General features: G+C 67.4%; 13 protein-coding genes and 2 pseudogenes. 9 read left to right on the forward strand and 6 right to left on the reverse strand.

Going from position 1 to position 14,917, the window contains the following annotated elements; all coding sequences use genetic code 11:
- The first annotated feature begins 33 nt into the window (after positions 1-33).
- Positions 34-789 (forward strand): 3-oxoacyl-ACP reductase family protein, encoded by a 756-nt coding sequence (locus ACFYY6_RS34050; protein WP_351525378.1) that lies wholly within the window; start codon positions 34-36, stop codon positions 787-789.
- A gap of 389 nt (positions 790-1,178) precedes the next feature.
- Here ACFYY6_RS34050 and ACFYY6_RS34055 read toward each other — a convergent pair whose 3' ends face one another.
- Entirely contained in the window at positions 1,179-1,973 is a 795-nt protein-coding gene (locus ACFYY6_RS34055) for an MBL fold metallo-hydrolase (RefSeq protein WP_386609890.1), read from the reverse strand.
- 351 nt (positions 1,974-2,324) lie between these two features.
- The gene (locus tag ACFYY6_RS34060) at positions 2,325-2,804 is read right to left on the reverse strand and encodes a GNAT family N-acetyltransferase (protein ID WP_351525683.1); all 480 of its coding nucleotides are present in this window, start codon (positions 2,802-2,804) and stop codon (positions 2,325-2,327) included.
- A 134-nt stretch (positions 2,805-2,938) separates the two neighbouring features.
- Between ACFYY6_RS34060 and ACFYY6_RS34065 the strand changes: the two genes are divergently transcribed.
- Positions 2,939-3,661 carry an ArsR/SmtB family transcription factor gene (locus ACFYY6_RS34065; protein ID WP_389197180.1) on the forward strand — a complete coding sequence of 241 codons (723 nt, stop codon included), beginning with the start codon at positions 2,939-2,941 and terminating at the stop codon, positions 3,659-3,661.
- Positions 3,662-3,888: 227 nt separating this feature from the next.
- On the opposite strand, the gene ACFYY6_RS34070 is transcribed toward ACFYY6_RS34065, so the two are convergent.
- Entirely contained in the window at positions 3,889-4,776 is an 888-nt protein-coding gene (locus tag ACFYY6_RS34070) for a transposase family protein (RefSeq protein ID WP_389197198.1), read from the reverse strand.
- Between the two features lie 92 nt (positions 4,777-4,868).
- Positions 4,869-5,567, reverse strand: coding sequence for a TetR/AcrR family transcriptional regulator (locus tag ACFYY6_RS34075; RefSeq protein ID WP_351525685.1), 699 nt, complete (start codon positions 5,565-5,567; stop codon positions 4,869-4,871).
- Between the two features lie 137 nt (positions 5,568-5,704).
- Here ACFYY6_RS34075 and ACFYY6_RS34080 point away from each other — a divergent pair, with 137 nt between their 5' ends.
- From ACFYY6_RS34080 to ACFYY6_RS34105, 6 genes and pseudogenes are all read left to right on the forward strand, one after another.
- Positions 5,705-7,273 (forward strand): MFS transporter, encoded by a 1,569-nt coding sequence (locus ACFYY6_RS34080; RefSeq protein WP_389197182.1) that lies wholly within the window; start codon positions 5,705-5,707, stop codon positions 7,271-7,273.
- Positions 7,274-7,680: 407 nt separating this feature from the next.
- Positions 7,681-8,058 carry a DUF6204 family protein gene (locus ACFYY6_RS34085; RefSeq protein WP_388653748.1) on the forward strand — a complete coding sequence of 126 codons (378 nt, stop codon included), beginning with the start codon at positions 7,681-7,683 and terminating at the stop codon, positions 8,056-8,058.
- Positions 8,059-8,273: 215 nt separating this feature from the next.
- A complete protein-coding gene (locus tag ACFYY6_RS34090; RefSeq protein ID WP_389197184.1) occupies positions 8,274-9,161 on the forward strand; it encodes an alpha/beta fold hydrolase in 888 nt (295 codons plus the stop codon).
- A 469-nt stretch (positions 9,162-9,630) separates the two neighbouring features.
- Positions 9,631-11,169: an AMP-binding protein gene (locus ACFYY6_RS34095; protein ID WP_389197186.1), complete on the forward strand. Its 1,539-nt coding sequence runs from the start codon at positions 9,631-9,633 to the stop codon at positions 11,167-11,169.
- A 58-nt stretch (positions 11,170-11,227) separates the two neighbouring features.
- Positions 11,228-11,785, forward strand: a complete 558-nt coding sequence (locus ACFYY6_RS34100; RefSeq protein ID WP_389197188.1) for a winged helix-turn-helix domain-containing protein — start codon at positions 11,228-11,230, stop codon at positions 11,783-11,785.
- An 86-nt stretch (positions 11,786-11,871) separates the two neighbouring features.
- A pseudogene (locus tag ACFYY6_RS34105) lies at positions 11,872-12,321 on the forward strand (transposase family protein); the annotation flags it as partial.
- 21 nt (positions 12,322-12,342) lie between these two features.
- Here the strand turns inward: ACFYY6_RS34105 and ACFYY6_RS34110 are convergent.
- Positions 12,343-13,089 (reverse strand): SIMPL domain-containing protein, encoded by a 747-nt coding sequence (locus ACFYY6_RS34110; protein WP_389197190.1) that lies wholly within the window; start codon positions 13,087-13,089, stop codon positions 12,343-12,345.
- Between the two features lie 220 nt (positions 13,090-13,309).
- Here ACFYY6_RS34110 and ACFYY6_RS34115 point away from each other — a divergent pair.
- Positions 13,310-14,045 (forward strand): annotated as a pseudogene (locus ACFYY6_RS34115) (RNA-guided endonuclease InsQ/TnpB family protein); the annotation flags it as partial.
- Positions 14,046-14,094: 49 nt separating this feature from the next.
- On the opposite strand, the gene ACFYY6_RS34120 reads toward ACFYY6_RS34115, so the two are convergent.
- A complete protein-coding gene (locus ACFYY6_RS34120) occupies positions 14,095-14,757 on the reverse strand; it encodes a DUF6928 family protein (RefSeq protein WP_389197192.1) in 663 nt (220 codons plus the stop codon).
- Positions 14,758-14,917 lie beyond the last annotated feature (160 nt).

Here is a 14,917-nt window from a genome sequence, read left to right on the forward strand (position 1 = left end):
GTGTCCAAGACCGGAACAAGGAGTTTTACGGAAATGACGATGAACGGTGCGACGGCGCTCGACGGCAAGGTGGCGCTGGTGACCGGTGGCAGCCGGGGGATCGGGGCGGCGGTCGCGCTGCGGCTGGCCGAGGACGGCGCAGACGTGGCGCTGACCTACCAGGGCTCGGCCGAGTCGGCCGAGGAGGTGGTCGCCAAGATCACGGCGATGGGGCGGAGCGGCTGGGCCGTTCGCGCGGACAGCGCAGACCCGGAGGCGGTGTGCGGCGCGGTGGCGGCGGTCGCCGAGCGGTTCGGGCGGCTGGACATCCTGGTGAACAATGCGGGTGTCGGCGCCGTCGGGCCAATCGAGGCGGTGACATGCGACCAGATCGACCGGGTGCTGGCGGTGAACGTTCGCGCGCCTTACCTCTACGCCCAGGCGGCACTGCAGTACCTGGTCGAGGGCGGACGGATCGTGAGCATCGGCAGCTGCATCGCCCAGCGCGTGGCCTTCCCCGGAAGCGCGCTCTACGCGACCAGCAAGGCCGCTCTGATCGGCTTCACCAAGGGCATGGCCCGGGAGCTCGGCCCGCATGGGATCACCGTCAATCTGGTCCACCCGGGCCCGATCGACACCGACATGAACCCGGGCGACGGCGATTCCGCCGACTTCCAGCGCGGCTTCACTGCGCTCGGCCGCTACGGCACGGCGGCGGAGGTCGCGGACGCCGTCTCATACCTGGCCGGCGAGAGCGCCCGATACGTCACAGGCGCGGAGCTGGCGGTGGACGGCGGCTTCGCCGTCTGACGCAGGCCAGGTGGATCTCGGTGGTCAGTCCGCCACGGCATCGGCTGGCCCCGGCCAGGGTGTCCAGCCGTGGCGGCCGGGGATCGCCACGGCGTGCGGATACGACAAACTTGTCGTCCGCTACGAAGCGACGGTGCTGATCGCAGCCATCAACGAATAGCTGTGGCCAGCACTTTCGCAACAGGCCTTACGACCTCGTCCACGATTGTCAGCGGCGTCGCGGCGTCTGGGACCTCCGCCTCCGGCGTTGTCGTCAGTCCCCGACGCTCCTTCCCCAAGCTCTCAGCTGCGTTCGAGCAGGGGAGACCCCATCCGACTCCCTCCTCCGCCTTGGATTCGAAGGCCCCAGACGCCGCTCCTTCCTCCACTGCCAATCGTGGACGAGGTCGTTAGACGGCGACGAAACGCCGGTTGCCGTCCGCAGCGAGAATGCGGCCGAAGCGCATACCGGGGAAGTGGGCGGCGACCAGCAGGTCGTCGGTGTCGGCGGCCTCGTCGGCGATACGGTTACGCACGGCGGAGGCGGCGGCGGGGTCGACGTCCCAGATCACCTGCCAGTCGCGTTCGCTGAACTGGACCACCGAGTGGACCACGTCCCCCAGCAGCAGCGCGCGGCGCCCGCCGGAGGAGACCACGTACACCGTCGTGCCGGGGGTATGGCCGGGCAGGTGGAGGGCGTCGACACCGGGAGCGAGGGTGAAGTCGGCGTCGAACAGCTCCAGTTGGTCCTCGAGCGGGGTGAGCTTGTCGACGGCTTCGGGCTGGGCGGCGTCGCCCGTCACGAAGTACTGCCAATCGGCGCGGTGGGCGCGGTAGGTGGCGCGGGAGAAGACAGGCCGGCCATCGACGGTGGCCCAGCCGATGTGGTCGAAGTGCAGGTGGGTGAAGATCACATCGGTCACGTCGTCGGGAGTGACACCGTGGGCGGCGAGCGAGTCGAGCAACCGGCCCCCGCGGTACTTGCCGTCGTCGAACGGCCCGACCCCGGCGTCGACCAGGACGGTCCGCTCCCCGCTGCGCACGAGAAAGCCGCCCAGGGGCAGGCCGAGGCTTCCATCCGCCTCCCGGTGGTGCTCGTGGCAGGCCCACGGGTCGTCCACGCCGGGGCGGGTAAGGATCTCCGCGGCAATCTCGGTGCCCACCCCGTCCGTGATCGCCAGAACCTCGATGTCGCCGACCTTCATGTATGCCCTCCCGCAGCTGTCATGAGCCCACACCCAACCGGACGGCCGTTCGTGGGTCATCGGGTTCAACCGTCCTTGACAGCAGGGGATTCCCACGGGCGGCGATCTTTTGTCGGGGCTCACCGGGCGCCGCCGTCGAGCTGGGCAGGGATGCGACTGGAGCAGAATTCGCGCAGGTCGGATGTGGTCGTACAGCGTCACCGGGCTCACCTCGAGAAGCCTGGCGATCGCGGTGATCGAGAGGGGCTCACTTTGGCTGCCCCCTCGTACGGCAGGCCGAGTCGCGGTACCGGTGTGACCGGCGGGGGCAGAGCGGACGGGAAAGATGATGGTGCAACGAGCACGGCGACCTTACCCGGACCGAACTGGTTCGCCGGCCGGTGCGGTGAGTTCTTTGGTCATGAAGACGCGGCTGGTGCCCGGCGGCTGGCAGGGCACCTCTCCCAGACGCTTCCATCCATGTTTCCGGTAGAAGCCCGGGGCCTGGAAGGTGATCGTGTAGAGCACGGCCGTGCGGCAGCCGCGGGCGTGGGCCTCGGTCTCGGCCTGCTGAAGAATCTCTGTTCCCAGCCCGCCGCCACGCAGCCGGGGCGGCAGGTAGAAGAGGTCGAGGAAGAACAACCCGAGCGAGGTCCGCCCGGTCAGTCCGCCGACCACCTGGCACGTCTCGGGATCACGGACCAGGACGGCGAGCGGAGTACGGTCCGCGATTCCCGTGTTCTCGATGTTGAAGCGGTCCAGCGCGTCGGAAATCACCGCGATGTCCGCCGGGACGGGGGCGTCGGTGACCACGAGGTCCGTTGGGAGTCCGGGAGGGGGTGACGCGGTCATGGGTGCTCCAGTTAGGTGAGCGGAGGCGGTGTGGCCTCGCGGGGCGGATGCAGGTGCAGGGGCCGTGAGCCCCAGGCACGTGCCGACGCTAGGACGGGGACGCTTCGACGGCCGTCGAAGAGACGTCGGCGACAATGAGCACCGTGGACATTCAGCGCGCGGGTCAGGACGTGGGTGTAGACCTGGCGGGCGTGGCCAGACTGCTGGCCGACGGCACCCGGGCCGCCTTCTGCCTGGCATTGCTCGACGGGCGGGCGTGGACGGCGAACGAGCTCGCGCGTTATGCCGGCATCGCACCGTCCACCGCGACCTCGCATCTGAACCTGCTCGTGAACGGCGGACTCCTCGTCGAGGAGCGGCACGGACGCCACCGCTATGTACGGGTGGCCGACCGCCGGGTGGTCGAGCTGATCGAGAGCCTTGCCGCGCTGGCCCCGCAGCGCATCGCCCGACCACGTTCGCTGGCGGCCTCCGGTCGGCAGCAGGCACTGGCCCGTGCGCGGCTGTGCTACGACCACCTGGCTGGAGCCGTCGCGCTGGCGATCACCGACGCGATGGTCGAGCGCGGAATGCTGGAGTGGGGTCCCGAGCCGGGCCTGACCGGCAAGTGCGCCCTCTGGCTTGCCGAGACCGGTATCACGGTGCCTGCCGGCTCACGCCGACCACCGGTGCGCGCGTGCCTCGACTGGACCGAGCGCCGCCCCCACCTGGCCGGCGCCGTGGGTGCCGCCCTGTGCGCCCACGCACTCGCCACCGGATGGATGACGCGCATCGGCACGACCCGCGCCCTCCTCGTGACGCCCACCGGCCGCCGGGCATGGCACGACCACCTCGGCCTGCCGCCCGCTGAACTCTGATCCTGCGGAGGTCGTCGACCACACAGAACAGCCGGACCCGCGGCAGTGCGAGTGCTGTCCGATGCAGCACCAGACACCCTCGTGATCAACAAGCGCCGCGCTCGTACTGATCCCGGGCCGCACCCACGCCCGTGACCAAGTTGAGCGAACAGGACTCTCCCCAAGTCCGTGGGGTTTACCGGCTTGGTTGCCCCAGGGTTGGAGTAGGCCAACCGGTCCACCATGATCTACGGCCGCAGTAGCGGCGGAAGATCTTCCTCCGGCCCGTCTTGGGGGGCTCGCGCTGTACCCTTCTCCAGACCGTGTGCCACATGTAGTTGCGCAGGTAGGAGAAGGCCGCGAAGGACACCCCCGGGCCGGAAGTAGGCACCAGCCCCGCACCGCCGGGTTGATCCGGGCGAGCAGGGCGTCGAGCGGCTGGTTCGTGCCGACCTCCCGGCACAGTGTCTTGACCTTCGCCATGATGGCGGCCGTCCTCGCTGAGGACGCCCGCCCCGAGAAACGCCTTCACCAGGGCCAGAACGCGTATATCCCCCATGCGTGCCCGCACCCGCTCCACGAGAGCGGCGTGCGAGATCTCCTCGAAGCAGGCTCTGATGTCGCTTTCCACGATCCACTCGTGTGGTCTTGCCCCGCTGGCCGTAACGACTGCCCCAGCGGGTGGTGAGCTGAGCCACGAGGTACAGGCCGCGGCCTCCCTCGTCGGTCCAACGGGCCCGGCACAGCCGTGGCTGGGTGTTGCTGGGATCGGACACCTCGCAGATCAGCACGTTGCCGTGGATGAGGCGTAGGACGATCGGGCCGCCCGCGTAGCGGACGGCGTTGGTGACCAGCAGTCCTGGAATCTGCTCGCAGAAGGTCTGCCGCCAGCAGCCCAGGGCCGGACAGGCCAGCCGCCGTACGCGCAGGTGGACGACGACCTGGCGGCCGTCGATCGGCACGTCCCTGACCGTTCGGCGGTGATATCCGTGCACCTTCGCCGTCGGCGTCCCGCACACCGGACACGGCACCGCCACGTCCCGGGTCCGGGCCGAGACCACCACCGCGTCGCCGCTGTCCGCCACATCCTCGACGACCAGCACCGAAAGCCGCGAAAACCCCGTCTTCGGAGCAATACGGCTCGATCATCGGTGACGCCTCCGGGAACGTGCGGCCGGGTGCCGGGCGAGTCTCCTCACCGTCAGAGCCGTCAGAGCCGTCAGTGCCGTCAGTGCCGGTCCTGTGGCAGCAGGGCCTCCAGGCCGTCCAGGATGCGCTCGACGCAGAACCTGAAGCGGGCGTCGAAGTTTGGCTCGGTGAGGTCCCTGGCCAGCTCGACCAGGTTGGGGAAGACGCCGACGGGCAGGGCGCGGAAGCGGTCCCGGACCTCGGCGACGACGTCCAGGCGGCTGGCGCCGCCGGAGTGGGCGGCCGACATCGGCGACTGCTCCTGCAGCACGAAGCCCTGAACGAAGGAGCTGAGCAGGTAGGAGGCCAGGGCGGCGTGCTCATCGGAGAACCCGGCTGCGCGCAGCCGGTCCAGCTGGTCCTCGAGCAGCTGGAACTGGTGCGGACCCGGGGCGAAGCGGCCGGCGATGATCTTGACGGCATCGCGGTTGTCGTTCAGCAGTCGACGGTAGCGCCAGCAGTAGCCGCTCAGTTGGGCCCGCCAGTCGCCCTCGCGGGGCGGCGGCTCGGCCGAGGCCATGATGGCGTCGTTGAGCAGGTCGAGCAATTCCTCCTTGTTGCGGACGTGCCAGTACAGCGAGGCCGCCTTGACGCCGACCTCGGCGGCGACCTTGCGCATCGACAGTCCGGCCAGGCCGTCCCGTTCCAGTACGCATAGTGCCGCCTGTGCGAGGGCTTCCCTGGTCACGGCGGGTGTTCCGTCATTGTTCGCCGGTGCGGCGCTGTCGTTCTCCGGCATGGCTGTGTGGACGCCTCCTAGCGGTGTCGTGCGGGATACCGGGAATCCCATTTGCAATCTAACACCGTTAGATGCAATCTGTGACTGCCGAAAGCGCCCCTAACGCCGTTAGGGGCCTGGGAGTCAGGAGGGAATCCATGGAGGAGTTGAGTCCACGCCGCAAGCGGCTCGCGTTGCTCACGCTCTGCATCACCATGTTCATGTCCATGGTGGACAACGTCATCGTCAACAACGCCCTGCCCCGAATCGGGCAGGACCTGGACGCCGGGATCAGCGGCCTGCAATGGGTCGTCGAGGGCTACAGCCTGGTCTACGCCGCTCTGGTGCTGACCGGTGGCGCGCTCGGCGACCGCTACGGTCGCACCCGGGTGTTCCGGCTCGGCCTCGGCCTGTTCACGGTCGGCTCCGCAGTGGCCGCCCTGGCCGGGTCGATCGGCGTGCTGGTCGGTGCCCGGATGCTCCAGGGCGTCGGGGCCGCGCTGCTCACCCCCGGCAGTCTCACCCTGCTGCGGCACGTCTTCACCGACGAGCGCGAGCGCGCCAAGGCGATCGGCACCTGGTCCGGGGTCTCCGCGCTCGGTCTGTCGGTCGGCCCGGTGCTCGGCGGCCCGATGGTCGAACACCTCGGCTGGGCCAGTGTGTTCTGGATCAACGTGCCCATCGGCGTGGCCGGACTGCTGCTGGCCGCCCGCGTCCTGCCGGACATCGCCGCGCGACCGCGCCGGATCGACCTGGCCGGCCTCGCGCTGTCCGCCGCCGGCCTGGCCCTGCTGGTCTACGCACTGATCGAGGGCCCCTCCCGGGGCTGGGTCGACACCCAGGTGCTGGGCTGCGGAGCCGCGGCCGCTGTGCTGCTGGTCGCCTTCCTGCTGCTCGAACTGCGTCTCGCCGAGCCGATGCTGGAGCTGAGGCTGTTCTGTGACGGCCCGCTCGTCGGCGCGATGCTCAGCGGGTTCATGGTCAGTTTCGGGATGTTCGGCGCGTCGTTCTTCCTGCCGCTGATGATGCAGGGCGTGCTCGGCTGGTCCCCGGCCGCCGCGGGCTACGCGGGGCTGCCGATGACCGCGATGCTGGTGATCGCCGCACCACTGGCCGGCCGGCTGACCGCCGTGTACGGTCCGCGGCTGCCACTGGTGCTCGGCCTGGCACTGTGCGCGGTGGGCCTCGGGGGCCTGTCGCTGTACGGCGACAACGCCCACTACGTGGCCTACGTGTGGACGCTGTTCGCGATGGGCCTGGGGATGGGCATGACCTTCACTCCGGTGTCGATCGGAGTGATGCAGCGGGTCTCCCCGGCGCAGATGGGGATGGCCTCGGCAACCATCAACACCCTGCGCGAGCTCGGCGGCGTACTCGGGATCGCCGTGCTCGGCGCCGTCCTGACCAACCGGATGAGCGACTCGCTGACCTCCGCCCTGCGCGGCCTCGGTGTCCCGCCGGAGGCTCTCGGCTCGATCGCGGACGCCCCGGCCGGCGCGTCCTACGGGTCCGCCGGTACGGTGCCCGCACTGCCCGGGCCGGTCCAGGCGGCGGTGGACGGCGCCTTCCTCGACGGCATACACGTCGCCGTGCTCAGCGGCGCGGGCGCGCTCGCCGCCACCGCCGTCCTGGTCGCCGTGCTGCTCGGCCGCTCCCGGCCGCTCGCCCCGGCCGGCTCCTCCGGCCAGCCGCAGCCGAAGGAACTGACCGAGGCCCGCTCCGCCTGAGCCTGACACAGTCGGAGATCTTGATGGTTACGGTCAGCTTCGACTCGATCGCCGACTGATGTTCCTCGGCGAGGCGATGACCACGGCCGGCTCCGGTGGCTTCGCACTCACGCACCTGGCCGGCGACAGCATCAGGAGATCGCCTCGATGGCAACTGCCCTGGGTCCGCTGGGAGTGGGATGGGATTCACGATGGCACCGTTCTTCAACGGCCAAGGGCAGTGACCGAGACGCTCCGCCGGACACACGGGATGGTGGTTGTCGGCCACCGCGAACGGACGCAGGCCGTATCGACACACCCGGAGATCGGCGCACAGCGCAGGCGCCCGCGCCGTTCACTTCCATCCCGCAACCAGGCAGCAGAACGAACAATGCAGCCACACAGCAACTCACCGAGGTATGGCATACATGACAGTAAGAACGTACAGAGCTCAGGTGACAGGCCGGTTCGATGAGCTCGAACAGCCGCTCCGCACACGACTGCTCGACGAGCAGCACGAACATGACCTGCAGTTCGCGGCCTTCACCGAGGACGGAACCTTCACGTATACACCGACCCTGACCAGATTCACGTTCCGCTGTCGCATCGAAGCCGACGCGGACACCGCTGTCGAGGCCGACGACCTCGCCGCAGTGGCGGCCGAAGTCATGGCAATCGACTATCTGACATCCGAGAAGATCCCGTTCAAGCACCTGAGAACCACCACGACCTGCTTGGACGACGTAAAGATCAAACGCCCCCATCCACAAGGGCGCCGCGACCAACACCACGTTCACGAGGACTGACAGTGAGGATGTGACGTGGCTTCTCCGACGGGTCTGACTCACGGACTGACCGACGTCTCGACTGTCTTGTTTGGGATTTGTCGATCCGCTCGGAGGAGCCGCCTCGCACGCGAGGTCTACCGCATCCTCATGCGATCCCTCGACCACCGAACTACCAACCGGCAAACCACCCAAAGCGACCTCACTGAAGCCGCTTGACATCCATAGGAGCATCCATGCCCATCGCCGACGTCCCTTCTGGGGCTTCCATCGCCTACGACACCTTCGGCGAGGCTGCCGATCCGCCCGTCCTGCTGGTCATGGGCTTCGGAGCCCAGATGATCTCCTGGCACGAGGATTTCTGTCACATGCTCGCCGCGCGAGGGCGCTACGTGATCCGCTACGACAACCGCGACAGCGGCCTGTCCACCAAGTTCGACGCCCATCCGGTCGACATGACGCGGTTCATCGAGGCAGTGAGCGCCGGCGAAATCCCCGCTGCTCAAGCGATGATCCCCTACACGCTGCAGGACATGGCCGACGACGGCCTGGGCCTGCTCACCGCCATGGGGATCACTCGCGCCCACATTTTCGGCTCGTCGATGGGCGGGATGATCGCTCAGACCATGGCGATCACCCACCCTGAGCGGTGCGTCACCCTGACCTCGATGATGTCCTCCACCGGCGAGTCCGAATACGGACAACCCAGTCCCGCAGCCCAGCAGGTGCTGTTCAGCCCCAAGCCCGCAGACCGTGCCGGATACATCAACGCATCCGAGAAAGAAGCCATCTGGGCGTCCCGGCGTTACACCGATATCGACGGCATCCGAGAACTCGCCGCCCGTAGCTACGACCGCGCGTACTACCCAGCGGGCACAGGCCGTCAGCTCGGAGCGATGATCCTCGGAGGATCGCGCGCCGAAGCACTTACCTCCCTCACCGTCCCGACCCTCGTGATCCACGGCCTCGACGACACCCTCATCGACCCGAGCGGAGGGAAGCGAACAGCCGAACTCGTGCCCGGCGCGGAACTGATCCTGCTCGCCGACATGGGCCACGACCGACCACGAGAACTCTGGCCCGCAATCATCGACGCCGTGGCTGCTCACACGACGCGCACGTGAGCAAGACATGCTCAGCGAAGCAGCACGCCGCGAGACCGGAGATAGTGCGCTCGGTCTGTAGTGCCCAACGATTGCCGACGTAGGGCGACGCCTTCCGCTGCTCGGTCCCTGATCCTCACCCGGCCCGCATCCGCCTCTTCCACGGCAACGCCAAGAACCGGGTGGCGATCGGGGTACCGCGCTTCGGCTCCAACGCCCGCCGTGCAGCCCGATGCGGGGCCAAGGATCCTCGCCGCCCCAAGAGGGGCCGACTCAACCACACCGTCCCACCGGCGGTAGCGGACTTCGAAGGTCACCACGCCGCGGTGGCAACAGCGATGGCGAACAACCGCCCGGCCGCCGTCACCGGCAGCAACGAAGAGACCGGGCGGGTGTGGGACCTGGCTACCGGCCAACCCGTCGGTTAACAACCAAATCCATGCCGCGGCGGCTCGCTGGACCGCGTGTCGCCCGCCAGGAGGAATCGAACATGTCAACAGCCACCCAGACCTTCCGCACATACGTCGAGGAGAACCTCGCCGCGTTAGCGAGCGACTCTGGGCGCGCAATCCTTTTGCATCAGGAGCGCTGGGTCACCGCAGGTGAGTTCCGCGATCTCGTCTACCGGATGGCACGGGCGCTGCGCGCCCAGGGCATCGACCGCGCAGACACCGTCACGCTGCTGTGCGGCAACCTGCCGGAGACGGTCGCGGCGCGCTACGCGGCCAACCTGATCGGCTGCAGGGTCAATCACCTTTACAACAAGCTCTCGGCCGAGTCCCAGGCCGCCATAGTCCGCGATGTCGAGACCCGTGCCCTGATCGTCGATCCCCGCTGCCTGCAACGGGCCATGGAGATAGCCGAGTCGGCCCCGGTTCCGACCGTTCTCGTGCTCGGCCCCACGAAGGTGGGAACGGACCTGCTGGAGCTGGCGGCCGAGCACTCCCCCAAGCCGCTGCAGAGCCGGGCGCGGCCGCACGATGTGTGCACCATCCGCCACACGGGCGGCACCACCGGCCACCCCAAGGGCATCTGCACCACTTATGAGCAGGTGCGGCCGTTCACGGCCGACCCCGCGGAGGAGCCGCCCCGGCTGCTGGTGTCCACCACCCTCGCCCACACCGCCGGAATGATCACTGACGCCGTTCTCCGGGCCGGCGGCCGCGTCGTCCTGCTCGACGAGTTCGACCCCGCTGACGTTCTCCGTGCCATCGAAAAACAGCGCATCAGTCACCTCTTCCTTCTGCCGCCCCTGCTCTACCAGCTGATGGACCACCCGGATTCGGACGTCCGTGACACCTCCACGCTGCGCAGCATCGCGTACGGGGGCTGCCCGTCCTCGCCCGCCCGCATAGCCGACGCCATACGGCGCTTCGGCCCTGTACTGCTCCAGTTCTACGGCCAGAACGAGACGGGCGGAATCAGCGCGCTCACGCCCGAGGACCACGATCCGCAGCGACCGGACCGGCTGCGCTCGGCGGGAATGGTGCTGCCCGGGGTCGAGGTGGCGATCCGTGACGAGGCCGGGCGTGACCTGCCAACGGGCGAGCACGGCGAGATCTGCGTTCGCTCCGCCACACTCATGAAGGAGTACTGGAAGCAGCCCGAGCTGACCGCCGAGGTGCTTCGGCACGGCTGGCTGCACACCGGCGACATCGGATTCCTCGACGCCGAAGGCTACTTGACGGTCGTCGACCGGCTCAAGGACATGATCGTTGTGGTCGGCGGCCATGTGTACACCACCGAGCTGGAGAACACGCTCAACTCCCACCCGCACGTGCTGCAAAGCGCCGTCTTCGGCGTCCGTGACGCCGATCGCATGGAGCGAGTGCACGCCGCCGTCGTCCCCGTTCCCGGCAGCGGAATCGACGAACAGCAGCTGCGTGACCTGGTCCGCGACGAACGTGGCGCGATGTACGAACCGGCTGCCATCGACTTCATCGACGCACTGCCCCTGACCGATGCCGGCAAGCCGGACAAAAAGAAGCTGCGGCAGCGGGCCGAACATGAACTCGGAGCGTGCTACTGAGGTTTTCGGGTTGTTGTCGGGGAGTGATGGTTCGTGATCCCTGTGGTATGCCGGTGGGGTGAGGTATCCGGAGGGTGGGGGCCTGACCGCTGAGCGTCGGGCGTTTCGTGAGGCGATCCGGCTTCAGGCCGGCGAGAGGTTCGCGGCGGGTGAGAGGTTCGCGGCGGGTGAGAAGACCGCGGCAATTGCGAGGGACCTGCGGGCGAGTGTGCGGTCCGTGGAACGCCGGCGCCGTGCCTGGCGCAAGGGCGGACTGGAGGGCCTGCGCTCTGCAGGTCCGGCGAACTCCCCGACCGTCAGCCATTCCCGGTTCGCCGTACTCGAGGAAGAACTCGGGAAAGGACCTGCAGCTCACGGCTTTGAAGACGAACGCTGGACTCTGGCCCCGGTCCAGGCGGTAATCCGCCGGCGGCTGCGGGTGAGCCTGTCGGTGGCGACGGTGTGGCGGCTGCTCGAACGGCACGGCTGGTCCTGGCAGGCACCGGCCCGCAGAGCACTCGAGCGTGACGAGCACGTGGTGGAGCTGCGGAAGAAGGACGTGTGGTCGCGGGTAAAAGCCTCGCGGCGGCATGTGGCGCCTGGGTCGTCTTCGAGGACGAAGCCGGCTTCTCGATGACGTCGCCCCGGGCCCGCACCATCAGATCCTCGGACGTACGCAACCTATGCCCAGCCGCAGCTGCTCCGCATCAGTGTCGCGACGGCCATCGCTACGTACACGAGGCCGTCGGCGTCCTGGCCGCCCTCGTGCCGACCTCGGCCGGAGCGATGAAGACCACGCGGACGAAGGCGTTCGTCGTCCTGGGCGGCACCTTGCTGCCGATCCGACCGGATTGCCGCAGACACCCCGCACTACTCCGGGAAGCGCAAACGCCACGGCATGAACGTTCAAGTCCTCACCGACCCGTTCAGACGCCTGTTGTGGGCCTCGCCCGCACTACCAGGCTCGACCCCACAACCTGACCGCCGCACGGACTTACGGCATCATCGATGCCCTCGTCGACGCGGATGTGAAGTGCTGAGCGGACAAAGCATAGGCGAGCACGCCACAACCACCCTGAAGCCCTGGAGCCTCCTGCGTACACTCCGCTGCAGTTCCAACCGGATCACCAAATCGTGAAGGCCACCGTCGCCCTTCATCACGCCTCAACTTGAGATTGAAAGAGACTCAGTCATTCAGGAAGGCGGGCCTGATGGACACGGCGTGATCGGTGTTCCGGGTCCAGCAAGGACCAGGACCGCGGAAAATCGCGCCTCCACCGATGCGTAGACTATTTGTCGCTCCGGTATCAGCGCAATCGAAGAGCTTGACCCATAAGCGGCCCCACCCCGGATGGAGCCGGCCTTCGCTGCGTAGGCGACACCGGGGACGTGTGAACTCCTTCCGTCGGAAATCAGGCCGGCATCGGTGAGTTCGATCAGGCCGGTGATGCGCGTCCCTGTTGCCTCCGCGTATTCGCTTGCCCTCACCATGGCTTCGCTGACGGCTTCCCTGCGGGCTTGCCGGTGGAAGGCCGAATCACGGCGCAAGCTCCAAAATGGTCCGTCGACTATCCGCATCTCGGCGTTTGCAATGCGGGTGATCATCTCGCCTACACAGCTGAGGTCTTTGACGACCACCTGCACGCGCGTCGAGCCGAGGCGGGAGCGGATCTTATCGTCGCGGCTGCCCTTGTGTTCGGGAACGACGCAGATAATTCCGCTCTCGATCTTCTCCAGCGCTTCGCCATATGTGGATTTGAGGTCATCCACCAGATCGTTCTTGCGCTCGATCAGCTTCTCGACAGCCGTGGAATGTTCCTTGTCGCGTGTCATGACGGTGACTACGAACTCGCAGAGCTCGGGGTCCACCTCCAGCGTCGCCTCACCGCGGACGCTGATCATGATGGAACCGTCGCCGCTTGTGGTTCCTAAGGTCATCATCGGATTCCTCCTTGGACACTCCGCCTTTCAGGGCGGAGAGGAAACGGACTCCTGTGGAGCAGGGCATGAAGCGGAGTGTCGCTCCGGGGCGAAGGGCCGTGCTGTGGCCTGCGGATTTGGCCTTGACTCGCAGCGCCTCTAGTTTGTGAGTGCGACCGCGAGCCGTGTGAAGCGGGTGTTCAAGTACCGCTTCTATCCAACTGATGCGTAGGCGGCCGAGCTGTCACGCACGTCCGGTTGCGTGCGGAAGGTCTGCAACCTGGCGCTCGCCGCCCGCGCGGAGGCGCGGGTGCGGCAGGAGCGGGTCAACTACAACGCGATATCGGCGACGCTGACGGCATGGAAGAGGACCGAGGAACTGACGTTCCTCAACCAGGTCTCGTCGGTGCCGCTCCAGCAGACGCTGCGGCACCTGCAGACCGCGTTCACCAATTTCTTCGGCAGGCGGGCGGAGTACCCGCACGTCAAGTCACGTTAGAAGTCGCGGAAGTCGGCGGAGTACACCACCAGAGGGTTCCGCTTCCGTGAACAGGGAGCTGGCCCTGGCGAAAATGACCGAACCGCTGGACATCGTGGGGTCTTGGCCGCTCGCTGAGGGGGCGAGACCGTCCGTGCGCGACATGGTCAGGAACCACACGGTCGACCGAGCCGTCTCGGACGCGAGCTGGGGCGAGTTCCGCTCCATGCTGGAGTACAAGGCTGCTTGGTACGGACGCGAGATGATCGCCGTCGACCATTGGTTCCCCTCGTCCAAGCTGCGCTCCGCTTGCGGCACCTTCGCCCAGAAGATGCCGCCGCACGTCCGTACCCGGACGTGCGGCGGCGGAACGACCCACGACCGGGACGTGAACGCAGCGAAGAACCCTCTGGCCGCCGGGCTGGCGGTGACTTTCTGTGGAGCTGGTGTAGGACCTCAACGAAGACCTCCGGACGGGCAGTCGGCGAGGAAGCAGAAACCCCATGGCGCAAGCTGTAGGAATCCCCTCGTTCACGAGAGGGAGGAAGTCAGGTTTCCTTCAGAACCCGCCGGAAGCCGCGCATCGGAACATCCTCCGCATCGATGTCGCCGGGGTCGACCCGGCCCACCGGAATGAACCCCGCTAAGGCGTGAAGCGCTCGTTCGCCGAGGCTGAGGGGGTGGAACGGAAGCGGATACCGCTCAGCGCCGTCGAAGTCTGGAGTGACGGGGTGGCTTCCCCTCCAGTAGGGCGCCTCGAACGGCATTGGATCGCCGATACTTTCCACGACGCCGTTGTTCGGCGAGAGGCTCAGCGAGCGTTCAAGTTCGCCGCCCTGCCAGACAGCGAAGGCAAACTGATCCACGACGCTGCGCATGAGGTGCAACACCACGCGTCGATCTCCTGCTGCGCTGCGGACCCAGCCAGTCAGCGACGACGGCCTGGCGACCGTCAGCTGCCGATCGCAGATGATGTCGATCCCGTCGAAGCGTCCCGCATAGACGGCGCCGATTCGCGGGCAGAGCACGGAGCCCAAGGGCCGGCCCTGAATCGGCTCCAAACGTTCATCGGGATACCACTGCGCGACGAGGTCTGCTGCTCGAGCCGGGTCGGCAGCCGAGCCGGTGCATGTGACGGCGGCTTCGGCGGCGCGAGGAGGAGAGGGGGTGTGTTCATCGGAGATGAACAGGAGCGCGGTGTTGTCACCCAAAGGTCTGCCTTCGCTTGGTCGAATCGATCAGCGGTGCATGGGGGATTGCCTGAGCACTGTAGCAGTTGACTGGAAAGAACGTTCTAGCGACACTCCTCTCATGCGACGACTCATGCTGGATGAACTCAGGCGACTGCGTTGGGAGGACGTCCCCGAACCC

The organism is Streptomyces sp. NPDC001750, assembly GCF_042892615.1.
Classification (GTDB): domain Bacteria; phylum Actinomycetota; class Actinomycetes; order Streptomycetales; family Streptomycetaceae; genus Streptomyces.